18 protein-coding genes, 1 tRNA gene and 2 pseudogenes are annotated in these 13,857 nt (G+C 42.6%); 13 read left to right on the top strand and 8 right to left on the bottom strand.

Features of this window, described 5'->3' with window-relative positions; all coding sequences use genetic code 11:
- Positions 1 to 49: 49 nt before the first annotated feature.
- Positions 50 to 2,158, bottom strand: coding sequence for an ArsR family transcriptional regulator (locus NWE91_00670; protein MCW3984918.1), 2,109 nt, complete (start codon positions 2,156 to 2,158; stop codon positions 50 to 52).
- A 167-nt stretch (positions 2,159 to 2,325) separates the two neighbouring features.
- Between NWE91_00670 and NWE91_00675 the strand changes: the two genes are divergently transcribed.
- A tRNA-Leu gene (locus NWE91_00675) sits at positions 2,326 to 2,428 on the top strand.
- Positions 2,429 to 2,536: 108 nt separating this feature from the next.
- On the top strand, positions 2,537 to 3,325 hold the full coding sequence (gene cofE / locus NWE91_00680) for a coenzyme F420-0:L-glutamate ligase (GenBank protein ID MCW3984919.1): 789 nt from the start codon (positions 2,537 to 2,539) through the stop codon (positions 3,323 to 3,325).
- Here cofE and NWE91_00685 read toward each other — a convergent pair.
- Both NWE91_00685 and psmB read right to left on the bottom strand, forming a co-directional pair.
- Complete coding sequence (locus NWE91_00685; GenBank protein MCW3984920.1) at positions 3,293 to 4,030, bottom strand: ECF transporter S component; 738 nt, start codon at positions 4,028 to 4,030, stop codon at positions 3,293 to 3,295. The genes cofE and NWE91_00685 overlap by 33 nt on opposite strands.
- A gap of 87 nt (positions 4,031 to 4,117) precedes the next feature.
- Positions 4,118 to 4,744, bottom strand: coding sequence for an archaeal proteasome endopeptidase complex subunit beta (psmB, locus tag NWE91_00690; GenBank protein ID MCW3984921.1), 627 nt, complete (start codon positions 4,742 to 4,744; stop codon positions 4,118 to 4,120).
- 181 nt (positions 4,745 to 4,925) lie between these two features.
- Here psmB and NWE91_00695 point away from each other — a divergent pair, with 181 nt between their 5' ends.
- Together NWE91_00695 and NWE91_00700 are read left to right on the top strand one after the other, a co-directional pair.
- A complete protein-coding gene (locus tag NWE91_00695; protein MCW3984922.1) occupies positions 4,926 to 5,507 on the top strand; it encodes an MGMT family protein in 582 nt (193 codons plus the stop codon).
- A 211-nt stretch (positions 5,508 to 5,718) separates the two neighbouring features.
- On the top strand, positions 5,719 to 6,246 hold the full coding sequence (locus NWE91_00700; GenBank protein ID MCW3984923.1) for a nicotinamide-nucleotide adenylyltransferase: 528 nt from the start codon (positions 5,719 to 5,721) through the stop codon (positions 6,244 to 6,246).
- Here the strand turns inward: NWE91_00700 and NWE91_00705 are convergent.
- Both NWE91_00705 and NWE91_00710 read right to left on the bottom strand, forming a co-directional pair.
- Positions 6,237 to 6,599, bottom strand: a complete 363-nt coding sequence (locus tag NWE91_00705) for an SAM-dependent chlorinase/fluorinase (GenBank protein ID MCW3984924.1) — start codon at positions 6,597 to 6,599, stop codon at positions 6,237 to 6,239. The genes NWE91_00700 and NWE91_00705 overlap by 10 nt on opposite strands.
- A pseudogene (locus tag NWE91_00710) lies at positions 6,583 to 6,984 on the bottom strand (SAM-dependent chlorinase/fluorinase). The gene NWE91_00705 and the pseudogene NWE91_00710 overlap by 17 nt, the downstream one beginning before the upstream one ends.
- Before the next feature lie 188 nt (positions 6,985 to 7,172).
- On the opposite strand from NWE91_00710, the gene NWE91_00715 reads away from it, so the two are divergent.
- Positions 7,173 to 7,418: a hypothetical protein gene (locus tag NWE91_00715; GenBank protein MCW3984925.1), complete on the top strand. Its 246-nt coding sequence runs from the start codon at positions 7,173 to 7,175 to the stop codon at positions 7,416 to 7,418.
- A 63-nt stretch (positions 7,419 to 7,481) separates the two neighbouring features.
- Complete coding sequence (locus NWE91_00720) at positions 7,482 to 7,703, top strand: hypothetical protein (GenBank protein ID MCW3984926.1); 222 nt, start codon at positions 7,482 to 7,484, stop codon at positions 7,701 to 7,703.
- A gap of 33 nt (positions 7,704 to 7,736) precedes the next feature.
- Here the strand turns inward: NWE91_00720 and NWE91_00725 are convergent, their stop codons facing one another.
- Entirely contained in the window at positions 7,737 to 8,027 is a 291-nt protein-coding gene (locus NWE91_00725; protein MCW3984927.1) for a DUF167 domain-containing protein, read from the bottom strand.
- Positions 8,028 to 8,188: 161 nt separating this feature from the next.
- Between NWE91_00725 and NWE91_00730 the strand changes: the two genes are divergently transcribed.
- Positions 8,189 to 8,581 carry a hypothetical protein gene (locus tag NWE91_00730; GenBank protein ID MCW3984928.1) on the top strand — a complete coding sequence of 131 codons (393 nt, stop codon included), beginning with the start codon at positions 8,189 to 8,191 and terminating at the stop codon, positions 8,579 to 8,581.
- Between the two features lie 308 nt (positions 8,582 to 8,889).
- On the opposite strand, the pseudogene NWE91_00735 reads toward NWE91_00730, so the two are convergent.
- Positions 8,890 to 9,096, bottom strand: a pseudogene (locus tag NWE91_00735) (hypothetical protein).
- 200 nt (positions 9,097 to 9,296) lie between these two features.
- Here NWE91_00735 and NWE91_00740 point away from each other — a divergent pair.
- The 5 genes from NWE91_00740 (at position 9,297) to proS (ending at position 12,641) form a co-directional block, all read left to right on the top strand.
- A complete protein-coding gene (locus NWE91_00740) occupies positions 9,297 to 9,968 on the top strand; it encodes an HAD family hydrolase (GenBank protein MCW3984929.1) in 672 nt (223 codons plus the stop codon).
- Positions 9,969 to 10,140: 172 nt separating this feature from the next.
- A complete protein-coding gene (locus tag NWE91_00745; protein MCW3984930.1) occupies positions 10,141 to 10,485 on the top strand; it encodes a hypothetical protein in 345 nt (114 codons plus the stop codon).
- Positions 10,486 to 10,596: 111 nt separating this feature from the next.
- Positions 10,597 to 10,722: a hypothetical protein gene (locus NWE91_00750; protein ID MCW3984931.1), complete on the top strand. Its 126-nt coding sequence runs from the start codon at positions 10,597 to 10,599 to the stop codon at positions 10,720 to 10,722.
- 84 nt (positions 10,723 to 10,806) lie between these two features.
- On the top strand, positions 10,807 to 11,103 hold the full coding sequence (locus NWE91_00755) for a DUF211 domain-containing protein (protein ID MCW3984932.1): 297 nt from the start codon (positions 10,807 to 10,809) through the stop codon (positions 11,101 to 11,103).
- A gap of 95 nt (positions 11,104 to 11,198) precedes the next feature.
- Positions 11,199 to 12,641 carry a proline--tRNA ligase gene (gene proS / locus NWE91_00760; GenBank protein MCW3984933.1) on the top strand — a complete coding sequence of 481 codons (1,443 nt, stop codon included), beginning with the start codon at positions 11,199 to 11,201 and terminating at the stop codon, positions 12,639 to 12,641.
- Positions 12,642 to 12,648: 7 nt separating this feature from the next.
- On the opposite strand, the gene NWE91_00765 is transcribed toward proS, so the two are convergent.
- The gene (locus NWE91_00765) at positions 12,649 to 12,942 is read right to left on the bottom strand and encodes a DUF1805 domain-containing protein (protein MCW3984934.1); all 294 of its coding nucleotides are present in this window, start codon (positions 12,940 to 12,942) and stop codon (positions 12,649 to 12,651) included.
- Positions 12,943 to 13,110: 168 nt separating this feature from the next.
- Here NWE91_00765 and NWE91_00770 point away from each other — a divergent pair, with 168 nt between their 5' ends.
- Complete coding sequence (locus tag NWE91_00770; GenBank protein ID MCW3984935.1) at positions 13,111 to 13,800, top strand: BsuPI-related putative proteinase inhibitor; 690 nt, start codon at positions 13,111 to 13,113, stop codon at positions 13,798 to 13,800.
- The last annotated feature ends 57 nt before the right edge of the window (positions 13,801 to 13,857 follow it).

The raw sequence follows: 13,857 nt of genomic DNA on the forward strand, positions 1-13,857 counted from the left end.
GCTCGGTGTTTGACATAAAGACATAAAAACCGCTGATTTAATGGTTTCGCTAGTAATGTGTTAAAGTGATGATGCTTGTTGAGCTACAGTTTGGGCATTTTAGATGGGTTCCGTGTGATGTAGTTTTGCAGTGGTGACAATGTGTGAGAGAGAGGTGATAGGCGAAGAAACCTATGTCCTTTGTAACGAGTTGCTTTGTTTTAATCAGAAGCTCCTCTGCATAGAGTTGCTCATCTTCAGTTTCTATAAGGGCCAAGTGACCGCCGGGGGTTAGTTGATGTATTCGTTCTTCTAGGCTGAGTTGTTCTTCTTCGATGAGGAAAAGCGTGTTTGTGTCTGAGTAGTAAGGTTGTTCCTTAGTGCCTAGGGTTTTGACAACCCCCCACCCATATTCCTCTACGTCTAGTCTCGCAAGCCTCTTTGCCGCCTTTCTGTTGGGGATAATGGCTGTCGTCAATCGAGTTTTTGGTTTTTTAGCATGTTTCTTCGTGTAGGAGTTGATGTGCTTCAAAATTCTTTCCGTCACTACAAAAGCTTTCCCGTAATCTTCAGCCAATTCTTTGCCAATTAATGTTCGAACTGCTTCGTTTAGCCCTATCAATACTATTGTTCGTGTTGTATTTTCCAGTCTGAAGTATTGGTCACCATTTGTTTTCTGCATCAGATAAGGCAGGAGATTTTGCTCGGTCCGCTTCTTAACCGTTTGATATTTGATTTCTAAGGCTTGGCTAACCAAGTCAAGTTGCTCGTTCAGGAGTTCAAGGAATTTGTCTTCATCTCCTCTGGCGTCATAGGAAACTCTAGGTAGATTAATGCTAACGAGATCTAGATTTCCTGCTCGTTGAGTGTCGAGTTCCCAGTCTTGGAGCCATTCATCTGCCAGTCTCAAACCAGAAGCCGTGTACGTAGCGTTTTTTTGGTTGTCGGGGCACAGGTTGGCAAAGTATATGAGAACGCTTGTTGCGGCGAGCTTGTGTGCTCCATGAAGCAAACTCTCTGCTTCGGCGTTTTTGAGGGTTTCTTGTCGTGTTTTTATAATTATTTTCGGGTTCTGCAAAGGATACGTCTTGTTTTCTTCAGCTAATGTTTCTAGCAATAAGAGGGCGAGTTGTTGAGTTTCGTTGGCGTACAGAGTGCTCTTTTCTGCCGAAAGCTCTAGGCATATTGTTGTAGGTGTTGGAGTTGTTTGGTTTAGGTTCTTGATGAAGAGACGTAGAAGTTCTTTGATTTTATTAGAGGCTACATCCTTTGTGTAAGGGGCTAAGTAGATGTTGAAATCGTCTAAGCTCTGTAGCCCTGTTATTTCTGTCGCACTGTTTTGGATGATGTTTGTTGTGACGTTGAGGGCTGCTTCAAGGGTTTTTGGCTTGAAGGCGTGAAAGAAGTATGGAAGGCTGTGAGTGATTTCGTTTGGTTTTAGTATCCATGTTCCGAGGTTGTAGAGGTGTAGTTTGCCGCTTAGATGAGCGTCCGAGATGTTGCGAGGTAGGATGTTTAGAAGCGTATATTCTTCTATAACTGCGTTGCCTGCCGCTTTGTGAACTGCTTCTACGTTTGGTCGTGGCGCATCGATTAGCCGAGTAACTTCGTGCACGGGTAGGCCTAGGCGTGTGAGTTTGTGGCGGTAGTCTTCGTGGTGTTTTTCTAGGAGAATTGTGTTGACGATTTCACGGATGAGGGGCGCTGTCAAGTATTTGGTCTTGAATTGTTGGAGGCGTTTTTCTGTTTCTCGGGCGATTTTTTGGGCGATATCTGTTGGAACATTAGCCTCCTTGATTAGGGATTTGGTGATTTTGTTTCTGTCGAATTCTTCTATGGAAAGGCGGGATGTGCGGATGAGCATTTTTCTGCGTTTGTATGTTTTATCTTCTATTTCGTCGGTGATTTCGATGATGCGTCTGCCAAGGTCTGTCAGGCGGTAGTTTTTGGTTTCCACGTCGGGTTCAATTAGGTCGGCTTTTAAGAGGGATTTGAGGTGGTAGGCGAAGCGTCCAGCGTCGCGGGTGGCATCAAGTTTTAGGTAATTCATGATCTCTGTGTAGGATAAGGGACCATGTTCCAAGAGTAAGTTTAAGATTTGTATACGTATTTGTGCTGATATTGCTTTAAGTACTTGGATGCCGGCCTTGTGGATGCTGCGAAGTTTTGGGTTAGGCATGGTGATGCGCCTTTTGCGGGATATTTCCTTAGAGTTTGTATAGTTTAAAGGTTGGGGAGAGATTGTACGTGTGTACTCAATGCTTAGATTCGACTGATCTATTAAGCGGCAAACATATTTGGGAACGCTTAAATTATTAGTGTGCATTCTTTTTTTGAGGTTGTAGGGCGGCGGTAGCCAAGCCAGGTCAAAAAACTGTTGGCCATAGGCGAAGGACTCAAGATCCTTTCCCGTAGGGGTTCGCCGGTTCGAATCCGGCCCGCCGCACCAAGTTCATGTTTCTCTCACAGCTGGTTCTACTGGTAATCCAACCTTGCAAAATCGTGCTTTTTGTTATGGCTTATTAGTTTAGACGCTAATTAGAGCCGAGGGTTGTTTATGCAAGCTTTTTCCCTCGAAACATCGCTCATCAAACCAAAGGATAACATAGTCAGTATGCTTATCCAAGCAGTAAAGAGGCGAAACTTGAAACTGGAAGATAAAGATGTCATAGCAATATCATCAAAAGCCGTAGCGATGGCACAAGGACGAATAGTTGAACTACACCAAGTTACACCTTCCAAGGAGGCAAGAGCCTTAGCCGAAAAACATTCTTTGCAACCACAATTCGCCGAACTAATAATACAAGAAGCTGAACAAATCTACGGGGGAGTTGAAAAAGCGGTTCTTACACTGAAAAATGGAATACTAACTGTAAATGCAGGCATCGACCGTAAAAATGCGCCCTCAGGCCATGTTGTGCTATGGCCGCTAGATCCTCAACAACACGTCGAAAATATTCGAAACGAAATAAGACAAAAAGCTGGAAAAAGGGTGGGGGTTTTAGTGGTAGACAGTGATGTGGCGCCTTTGAGAATGGGTACCAGAGGTTTAGCTGTAGCGGTAACGGGCTTCGAACCAGTAAAAGATTGTCGAGACGAAAAAGATCTCTTCCAAAAACCTTTGTTAATCACTCGACACGCAATAGCAGATGATCTCGCATCCTTAGCTCATTTGCTAATGGGCGAAACAAGCGAGAAAACGCCTTTTGTCCTCATCAGAGATGCACCTGTCACATTTACAGATGAAAAAGTTTCTCCGGAAGAAACGGAGATTTCATCCGATAAATGCGTTTATGCATCTGCCTTTAAGATTTCAGCCGCCAACCTTGAAACCGTAAATCCTTAAAGCTTTCACCAACCCAGTTCCAATCAACGTCGCAGCTATGGCTATGAACAGCCGTTCTATAGGATACAGCCACGTAAGAAGTTGCCAGTCAGCTTTCCAAACACCAACCTCGGAAATGAAACTAGGCCAGTAAATAGCTTCAAACATCAAACTGCCTACAACATGGCCAAAAAGAGTTGCTAAAAACAACGTTACCCCAACTCCAAAAGCAAGCTTAAACGCGTCCCTATCCTCACGCAGAAACTCACCAATCTTTGGCTGCAATGGAGAAAACAAGAAAGCTAAGCCAGCAACATGCAACCACAAAAGGGGAGGCCACAACCAAGCAGGCCCCACAACTGGGTAGAAAGCGAAAATAAGCAGCAAAAGAAGATACGTAACACCGCAAAACCATCTTTTATTGTTGTAAAGTAATCCTGCAAACAACGCCGCAGCAACGTGAGGCAAAAAGCTAAGTGGTCCAAAAGGGCCAACTTGCCAAATAAAGGTCCCAATAACTCCACCAATCGTTACTGCAAAAACTCCGAGCCAAGGACCAAGTATAATTCCAATTACTAAAGCCATTACAACTCCTGCTTTAATGAAGTTGCCTTGCCCACCAATCAACGGAAATAGATTCCAAGAAGAAAAAACTGTGTAAAACGACGCAAAAACAATTGCCAGAGTCATACTCTTTGTTGACAATGCTAATGTATTTGTTTTCATTTCTGCCCTTTAAGCATTAACACTTTTCCCATTATTAAAAAGCACATGACCTGAAGATTCCAGCTATCGAAAAGCTTCGCAAAATGATTAAGATTGGAACTTCATCGACTCTTCGATAATCCCTTCTTTTGTGAAAATCAAAAAGTCAATCCCGTTTCCACTCATGGAATCCCGACTAATCGCCGACTTCATAGCACGAAGCGCCATCTCCTTAACCTCTTCCAAGCCCATGTCTTCTCTGTAATTTTCCTCGAGAACGCCAACCGCTATCTCCGCGCCAGTACCCACCGCAGCGTACTTGTCTGGGATCACAGATCCTAAAACGTCCAAAACATAAATCGAAGCACCATCATCATCCACGCCACCAATAATAGTCTGCGTGATTAACGGAAACAACCGCCTACCAAAAAGAAGGTTAGACATGACTTTAGCTGCCGACCTCACGGATATCCTTCTGCCACTGTCCAATTTGAAAAGGTTCGCATGAGCTTCAGCCTCCCTTACAAGAACTTGCATGTCAGAAACCAGTCCCGCACACGCTGCACCTATGTGGTCTGTTATCTTGAAAACTTTCTTTCCAGCTTTGCTCATGACGAAATAGCCATAGGTCACCCGTTTTTCAGAGGCAAGTAAAACACCTTCAGAAAACACTATGCCTAATGTTGTGGCGCCCGGCATCAAAAAGTAAGGATGTTGCTGATTTTGCTCAACCAAAGTATTGTCCCCCTAAATGTCTGTTGACTATAGACGACCCCCAAATTTAAACTTAATCATAAAAATCTTTAATGCTCGCAGAGAGTTGAGATAATGGAATAATTAAACGATCTCACGAGGAAATCGGCGACAAAGCAAAACATTATTCTGTAACCCGCTGGTTTTGGATGGATGAATACTAATGATCAACCTTTACATTCAAGAAATCGACGAGTTATGGTGCGGTGTTGCTCTTGAAGACGACAAAATCTTTGCAACATCATTTGCCTTAAGTGAGAGAGACGCTTTTAGATGCCTACTGAGAGAATTGCCTTATAACACAATTTTTCAAGTTGCCCTAAAATTGAACGCGCTTGCTGAGGTAGCTTTAGGGGCGATAAAAGCCACTTTTTACGGCGAAGATGTTTCTTTCAGTTTCCAATTCGCCTTGACTCGCTTAACCGATTATGGTCAGAGAGTGTTGAGGTTAACTTCACTTATTCCCACGGGCTACGTGACGACTTATGGCGCTCTAGCAAAGGCTGCTGGTGGGAGCCCTAGATCTGTTGGGCGGGTGATGGCGACTAACCCTTTCGCGCCTTTAATTCCCTGTCACAGAGTTGTAGCTGCAGATATGACCTTAGGCGGCTACGGCGATGGCTTAAAGACAAAGTGGGATATTTTACAGAGAGAAAACCGAAAATATGGAAAGGTAATTGAGGCTAAAATCAACGGCAAAGCATTACGATTATTTCCAGTTGGCATGCTTAAACCTAGCAAATAACAATATGAAAATTGGAAGTTCCTACTTGATTTGAGACTTCTGAGCTCTATATTCTGCACTTAAATTATGAACAAACTAACAAACAATCACGTGGTAATTACTCTAGAAATCGTTAGAGTTCACATCCAAAGTGGAAATGCACACACATTATAGTTAAGTTTAACAAATATTAAGTTCATGCACATACTATGCCGTTAGAGAGGACTTTCATATGCCACGAGGACTTTACATCGGTCGGTTTCAACCCTTCCATTTAGGGCATCTTCACGCAATAAAAACTGTTTTATCTGAAGTCGATGAGGTGGTGATAGTGATTGGCAGCGCCCAATACAGCCACCGATTGGATAATCCCTTCACAGCAGGCGAACGAGTCACTATGATCCGTAAAGCTTTAGACGAAGCCAAAATATCACCCTCAAAATATTGGATTATACCCATTCGTGACATGCACGTTCACATGATGTGGGTTGCAGAAGTCAAAGGCTACACGCCCAAGTTTGAACACGTCTATTCAAATGAACCCCTTACACGACGACTGTTTCTGGAAGCCGGGTTCCCCGTTAAACCGATACCCTTCAACAAACGTCATCTCTACCTAGCTACAGGAATAAGGAAGAAAATGTTGGAAAACAAAAACTGGACAACACTCGTGCCCAACAGCGTTACCGAATATATTAGAAAGATTGACGGCGTAGAAAGACTACAAGACCTAGCTAAAACCGACAAAGTTCAACAATAGCCCTGCCGCCGAACACGGATAGAATCACCACTTTTTACCTTAAGTCGTTTCGTGGCACTGCCTTGATTTACTGAAACCTCTAGGAAATCATGACCACCAACTATTGCAAGAGCGCTACTCAAGGAAACGTCGCCATAAGCAGAACACAGCTTCAAAGCGGCAGCCTTTCCACCCATTTCAATCTTGACGAATTCGTTTTCGCGAGTAGCTAGTTTTTTTATGATTTCCGACGAAATGTTTGTAATGACGTTGCCAAAATCGTCAACGTGCAATACCTCGCCAAACACAACATTCTCCTTCAAACGTGGTTTCGCAAAATCCGGCACAACGTAGTCTTTAATTTTTTTGTCCAAACTCAGACACCTTGACCCCCCTCGCTAGATAGGCGGCAACAATCGCAAAAATGTCTCGGCCGTGAAAGGTTCTCGAAACTTTCGAAAGCATGTATTTCCGATTTTCAACAGTATAGATGTGCCGCAGGCTTTCTTTTAAAGCGGCCAACATAAGCAGTCCATTATCTGGTCCGACAAAATGGCTATGTTTGGTTCCTACGATTATTGGGCGACGTTTAGTTCCAACGCCGGGGTCTACAACGGCTACGTGCACTGTTCCTTTTGGAAATTATGGTGTTGCAGATGTGAGTATGAAAGCACCCATGCGTATGTTGAATTTGTCAATCTCGTGGCTGACGTCAACAATTTTTGCTTCGGGACATTTACTTAATATAACGGCTTTCATTTCTGCAACATAAGGGTCTTTCAACCCGAAATCTGAAAGAAGCGTTACTATTGCTTGCTGCATGACTTTCTCCCTGTAGAACACTTGAGCAGGGTATATTTTAACTTCGCAATGACCTAGGCTTCTCTAGTCAGCACTTATATATTGCTCTATGGATTTTCATCTAGAAGAAGCTGGTGGTCAAACTCTTGTTGGAAATAACAGACTACCTGAAAAAAAAGATTGCTGAGGTCCGCCTTGCCAGACTTGTCGGGGAAATCGTCTGGGCATTAGGTTCATCCATTTCTATCGCTGGGCTATTTTTGAACATTCTTCTACTTACAATTGTAGGTTTTTCGTTGCTGTTTGCGGGACTATTTCTAAGCGTCCACTATGAATTTCAAAGATTAGACTACATGCATGCGCTTGAAAGAATTGCACATCAAGAGAAATAGAACCAAAATGTTCGATGAAAAGATTTTGATGTACATAGATATTTTACCAAAGATGGAGAAGCAATGTTTCCAGATCTACTCCTCAGTCTAGGCCCGTTTGGTTGGCTTGTGCTATTAGCCCTTTTAGTAATAGGCTTAATAATAATCATCGTCATTGTGAAAATTATCTTGTTCATTTTGCCTGCAGCTATCATAGCTTTGGTGGTTTGGTTGATTACTCAAAGTGAGGTGTATGCAGGTATCGCTTTTATCGCCATCGCTGTTCTCTCGATTTTGAAACGTTAATAGCATTAGGACAACGAGAAGCGCCGCAAGCCGTTAAACAATGTTATCCTTTCTCACAGATTCTAGGATTTTAGAAACATCTTCTTCAGCTATTTTCCTTATCAAAATTTTTTTAACCTTCGAACGAAGACCTGAAACGATTTCGACTTTTCTTCCAAAAATTTTTGAAAGTTCCTTTATTAACTCCCTATTGACTTTTCCTTTAACCGGCTGTTGCCTGCAAAATATTACAAGCTCGTCGTTAACTCGTATTCTAAAGTTTTTTGATTTGGGTTTCACCTGAATTTCAAGTATCACTCCGTCTTTAGTCTTCAATAGCTTCATTAGTTCACCGACTTAGTGCCCTCAAACCCTTGTGGTGAAAATATCAACTTCCCACTTGTTGATTAGAGTCTTTATGACTAAAAAGTTTGTAAGATAAAATACACACACTTCCTTATTACAAACCGTTTTTCAACATGTATAAGAGATAGGTGACACGCTAAATGGCGATAGCCAGTGAAAGAGTAGCTCCAGCAGTGCCTCAAAGAGTCGCTCCAGAGGCCAAACCCCTCAACGCTCAGCAAGTCACCTCGATTGCCATGGCCTTCCTGAAGTCACTTGGACATAAAAGAGGAATCAAGCCAAAACATGTTTTCATAGAAAACCAGCGCTACGTTGTCGAGGCGGAGATCGGGAAAAAAATACTTGCTAAGGTACAAATAGACATGGTTACTAGTGAAATAAAAGAATATGCCATTGAAAAAAAGACCGAAGAAGCGCCGATTAGTCTACCCGTGGAACCAAGAGCGATGCTTATCATGTTTGGAGTGGCAGCTGCAGTTTCTCTTATCTTCGTTATACTTGACCTCCAAACAATCCTAAGCAGTCTATTCTAGTGATGTTTTCTAAACTATCCTTCTGCATATTGCATTTTTCTTAAGTTCTATTCTGTCCCATCTTAGGGGCTTGAGGCTTCTAATAGCTCCATAAGAGACATGGGGATCGTGGCTAGCTGAGCTATTTGAACGTATTTGTTCTCAGCCAGCTCGCCAATTGTGTCAATGCCGAAGGCTTTCTTGAGCAGCGCAGCATCGCCCTCAGATACTCCTGAGATAGCAAAGACTGGTTTCTCTCTGAGCTTCTCGAACTCAGTTGACTCAAACTCCTTGTCAAGCACCTTCGCAGAATATCTTGAAAAAGCATTTATCGCCTGGGCAAGCAAGACGTTTTTGTTCGTAGCCAAATCCCCAACGGTTTTTATTCCAAACGCATTCTTCAAGTCGGCTGCATCAGCCTCGCTGACTCCACTTATAGCAGAAACAGGAACCCCACGCAACTCTCTCAAAGAAAGATGCTCGTAGGCTTTATCAAAATATTTAACAACAAACTCTCTAAGGCTCAATCGTTTCATCTCCGCGTCAAAGTTGTCTGGAAAGCTATTTAAATTTTCAAGAAGATGCATGTGCGCTGGCAAATTGAGTTTTCTCTCTGTTTTCCCTAGCTTTTGATCTTTGCGGCTTTTTATCCTGCACGTCTAGACGGTACCTAGCAAGAAAATGTTAAATAGCAAGACTCAGTCCTCAACAGGAAAACCCTTAGAGACGAACAAAGATGAAAATAAAGGCAGTTCTCTTTGACTTAGGAGGAACACTAGTAAAAACTTCATCCATCCCCGAAGTCATGAAAAAGATACTGGAAACTTACGACATTGAACGTTCAACAGAAGAAATTGAGCAAGCAAGAAAAATCGCTGAGGAGCATACAAATACCGAGGAGCTACCTGTTTTGGGAGACGAGTTCTGGGTAAGATGGAACGCGGAAATTTTAGAACATGTAGGAATCCGGAAAAATGTGCCATTCCTAGCAGAGAAGATAACGAAGTTATGGTGGCACCATGCAAATGTTGAGCTTTACCCAGACGCAGAAAAAACGTTGAAGTTACTCAAGCAAAGCGGATTGAAAGTCGGTCTCATAACAAATGGTTTAGAAAGTGATGTTAGAGAAATATTGCCAAAAGTTGGGTTGACAGAATTCTTTGATGTAGAAGTTGCTTCGAACACTGTTGGAAAAATGAAACCAAATAGAGAAATGTTTTTGCACGCTTTGAAGAAATTGGAGGTTCTACCTCAAGAAGCCCTTTTTATTGGCGACATGCTAGAACAAGACTACAAAGGAGCCAAGAAGAGCGGCTTAAAGGCTCTGCTAATTGACCGCAGGGGCAATATTAAAGATGAAGATATCGAGAAAATTGAAAGCTTGACGAACCTTCTAAAGTATATTTAAGACATTTTCTGCTCTGCAGTTTTCATATTCCTAAACGAAAAACCTATTTTCAATGCTGAACTTCAATCGACAGCATGTTTTTCAATGCGAATGCACCTTATGCGGCAGAGTGTTATCTCTTTATTCCTTAAGGAGCTGCCCAAGATGTAAGAAGCTTTACTGCCGAAGCTGTATGACTACGGATTTGTGGAGCGAACAACGAGACTTCATATACCTGAATTGTGCGAGGAGAATAATTGCCCCTCGGCGCAGCGGTTCAAAATACAGTTCTCTGAGAGAGTATTTGTGGAGACGAGGGAAATTCACAAGCTTGGCCACGTTGACCTTCTCTAGAATCGAAGGAATAATAAAAAACGACTTGCCTTTCGGTGCTTTGAGAAGCGAAGACTGGTGGAATAACGACGACACAACCAGTCAAGGCTACGCATGGACGAATTCAGGCTGGAAAGTTCAAAGCGTAGACTTGAAAGAACGAACCGTGACCTTCAAAAAAATGGTAAAAGAAGGAATAGCGTAGATACCTAGAAGAAAACGTAGAAAAGGAAAAACAGCAAAGAAACCTTTCACACCAGTTCCTATTAGACATCGGAGAATTCGAAAGCCCTCGAAGACGCGAATCGCGAAAGTCTTGGCAAGAGCTAAAAACGTGGAGCGAAGAAAAATGGCGCCACAATACAGAATTAAGCTCAAGCCAAAATCCGCTTATGAAAAGAGACTATATAAGCAAGAAGCCAAACCAACTCCTTACGACTGAGCTCAACAAAACAACGACTTTACTTAATAAGGAGAAGCAAAAGTTAAAAAGCTAGACACGAGAACTATATCGAGTCGTCATAATATGTTAAGAAGGCTTGTCCTAGACGTTTTGAAGCCACATAAGCCAACCGTTGTTGAACTTTCTCTAGCACTAAGTAGCATAGAAGGCATAGAAGGCGTAAACGTAATTACTTACGAGATAGACCAGGAAGTGGAAAACGTAAAGATTATAGTTGCGGGAAAAAGCATAAACTTCGAAAGCATCAAGGGAAAACTAGAGGAATTGGGTGCTACCATTCATTCTGTTGATGAAGTTGCGGCTGGAAAAAGGATTGTTGAGGAAGTGAGGACCCCTCAGGATAGATATGCCCGAATTTAAGATGGGTTAGAACCATTGCTTACGACCTCTTTTCAATGTTTAAAACGTTAAAATATCTAAGGAGCAATAAGCACTGATAAAAGCGGGAATAACTCATGCCAACTGGAAAACGTGAAAAACGAAACAAACAATTCGGCGAATGGTTCCGCCAAGTACTGATAAATGCAGAAATACTTGATTACCGCTATCCAATCAAAGGTTGCGGCGTCTGGCTCCCATACGGATACAAAATACGCAGATTAGTCACTCAATTGCTGCGGGATTTGCACGACGCCACTGGACACGAGGAAGTTCAATTCCCAATCATGGTCACCGAGACCGATCTCCGCAAAGAAGCCGCCCATATCAAAGACTTTGAAAACGAGGTGTTCTGGATAACCCACGGCGGTCTAAAACCCCTAGAGATCAAATATGCACTAAGGCCAACCAGCGAAACAGCAATCTACCCCATGCTCAAACTCTGGATACGAAGCCACGCCGACCTGCCAAAAAGGCTATACCAAATCGGCAGTGTGTTCCGCTACGAAACAAAAACTACAAGACCCATCATCAGAGTCCGTGAACTCTCTACATTCAAGGAAGCTCATACAAGCCACGCCACCCTCGAAGATGCAGAAATCCAAATTAAGGAAGCCATTCAAATCTACAAAAACTTCTTCGATGCCTGCGGTGTCCCTTATGTAATCAGTCGCCGCCCAGACTGGGATAAATTCCCTGGTGCTCTCTATTCAATCTCTTTCGACGTCATTATGCCTGATGGACGCACCTTACAATCAGGTACGGTTCACAATCTAGGCCAAAACTTCTCCAAGACATTTGATATCCAATACGAAACCATAGACGGCGAACACCAATACATTTGGCAAACTTGCTATGGCATAAGTGAACGAGGAATCGGTGCGCTAATCAGCGTACACGGCGACGACAATGGCATCGGATTAATACCCTGCCTCGCTCCTATCCAAGTCATAATCATCCCGATACCGCATAAAGAAAACCCACAATCAATTGCAGAAGTATGTAAGAAAGTTGCAGAAAAACTGGAAAACATGGGCTTTAGAACTGAAATTGACCAGAGAGAAGACCTAACTCCAGGCGCCAAATTCTTCTACTGGGAACTCCGCGGCGTCCCAATTCGTATAGAGATCGGTCCAAAAGACGTTAAGAAGGAACAAGTTGTTTTCGTACGTCGCGACACCTTCAAGAAAGAAGCTTGCAGGATCAGCGACTTATCATCCCGATTACGTCAGCTAATGGATCAGATGTCAATCGAAATGCGGGAGAGGGCTTGGGAATGGATGAGAAAGCGAATATACAGAGTCGACAGTCTAGAAAAGGCAGACGAACTGTTAAAGAAAAGGGCTGGAATCTTAGAACTCCTGTGGTGTGGGGATGCGGGGTGTGGTCATGAAATTGAAGAACTTGTGAGCGCCAAGCTATTAGGAACGCCAGTTGACTTTGAAGAAAAAATTGAAGGCAAATGTGTTGTTTGCGGCAAAAAAGCGTCAAGCTTCGTGAGGGCAGCAATCGCCTACTAGAATCAAACTAGAACAACAGTTTTACAGCCTCGCGCCCTTTCATTCCTTGCCTTATCCCCCTCATTTCAGCTTCAGAGGTAACCGCTCTAATTTCGGCATCAAGCATGTCATCAAATGTTTTAACACCGCTAACCATCGCCGCTGTCACACCAAGTCTTTCAGCCACATCCACATTCAAGAATCCACACATAACAAACCCTTTTTCCCCAATAACTGCAACAAGAGGAGGAGAATCCGGCAAATCCACTTTCAAACCCAACGCAGTTTTCCCGTCAACTTTCAACTGACCAACTCTAATCATATAAGAGCACCTTGTTCCTTATTTTTGGGAACCACTTTTTAAATAAAGATTGCTGCAGTGGAGATGTCTCCCGCAACTTCCCATTTTTTCTGTTTTGCATTCATCGAAATAGAACTTTCTTTCAGAAATTATAATAGCTTCCAAGATATATTATTCTTGGGGGCAAAAGTGAAGAGATTAGCTTCTTCTTCAATTATTTTAATCTTGCTAGTAAGCATGTTTGGTTTAACGTTTAACATTCAACCATCTAAAGCAGAAGACAATCTTTTGCTAGAAATGGAAGTCAGTAAGACACTCATAACCATTGGAGAAGAGATTGACATCACGCTTACAGTGACAAATGTTGGAAATACAACCGTCACGAAAACTCTTCCCCAACCACCAGTATTTAACGTATGTTACTTCACATCTGAAGGTTTTTTCTCTTGGACAGATGGTAAAGTTTTTCCTCAAGTGATAGTTGAAATCACTTTGGAGCCAGGGGAGAGCTATACTGAAACACTGCATTGGGATCTCTATCAGTTTCATTATGCAGATGGAAAATTCTATCCGCCAAGACCTGGAACTTATGATTTAGCTGGTTATTGTTGTTTAATGGATGTAGATATCTGGGATTTGTTAGAACCAGAAGTTTATGTTGAAGTTACAATTGTTGGTGATTGGTGGAATCTTGCAGATGTTAACTTTGACTTTATAGTTGACATCTACGATGTGGTACTGGCTGCTGGAGCTTATGGATCTGCACCTTTAGATCCTAATTGGAACCCACACTTTGACATAGCTGAACCTTATGGAGTCATAGACATCTACGACATAGTAATGATCTGTTCAAGCTACGGAGAAGAATACTTACCATAATTCAGCAGATTGGGATTCTTCCATAAGCAGTGGAGATGTCTCCCGCAAAACTCCCAT

It is taken from the genome of Candidatus Bathyarchaeota archaeon, from assembly GCA_026014805.1.
Classification (GTDB): Archaea; Thermoproteota; Bathyarchaeia; order Bathyarchaeales; family SOJC01; genus JAGLZW01.

Excerpts from the sequence above, each read along its gene's own strand:
- cofE (MCW3984919.1), top strand. The coding sequence starts at position 2,537 with ATGCAAGCTTTTTCCCTCGAAACATCGCTCATCAAACCAAAGGATAAC.
- NWE91_00755 (MCW3984932.1), top strand. The coding sequence starts at position 10,807 with ATGTTAAGAAGGCTTGTCCTAGACGTTTTGAAGCCACATAAGCCAACC.
- NWE91_00765 (MCW3984934.1), bottom strand. The coding sequence starts at position 12,942 with ATGATTAGAGTTGGTCAGTTGAAAGTTGACGGGAAAACTGCGTTGGGT.
- NWE91_00700 (MCW3984923.1), top strand. The coding sequence starts at position 5,719 with ATGCCACGAGGACTTTACATCGGTCGGTTTCAACCCTTCCATTTAGGG.
- NWE91_00685 (MCW3984920.1), bottom strand. The coding sequence starts at position 4,030 with ATGAAAACAAATACATTAGCATTGTCAACAAAGAGTATGACTCTGGCA.
- NWE91_00670 (MCW3984918.1), bottom strand. The coding sequence starts at position 2,158 with ATGCCTAACCCAAAACTTCGCAGCATCCACAAGGCCGGCATCCAAGTA.
- NWE91_00695 (MCW3984922.1), top strand. The coding sequence starts at position 4,926 with ATGATCAACCTTTACATTCAAGAAATCGACGAGTTATGGTGCGGTGTT.
- NWE91_00745 (MCW3984930.1), top strand. The coding sequence starts at position 10,141 with ATGACTACGGATTTGTGGAGCGAACAACGAGACTTCATATACCTGAAT.
- NWE91_00740 (MCW3984929.1), top strand. The coding sequence starts at position 9,297 with ATGAAAATAAAGGCAGTTCTCTTTGACTTAGGAGGAACACTAGTAAAA.
- NWE91_00725 (MCW3984927.1), bottom strand. The coding sequence starts at position 8,027 with ATGAAGCTATTGAAGACTAAAGACGGAGTGATACTTGAAATTCAGGTG.
- NWE91_00730 (MCW3984928.1), top strand. The coding sequence starts at position 8,189 with ATGGCGATAGCCAGTGAAAGAGTAGCTCCAGCAGTGCCTCAAAGAGTC.
- proS (MCW3984933.1), top strand. The coding sequence starts at position 11,199 with ATGCCAACTGGAAAACGTGAAAAACGAAACAAACAATTCGGCGAATGG.
- NWE91_00720 (MCW3984926.1), top strand. The coding sequence starts at position 7,482 with ATGTTTCCAGATCTACTCCTCAGTCTAGGCCCGTTTGGTTGGCTTGTG.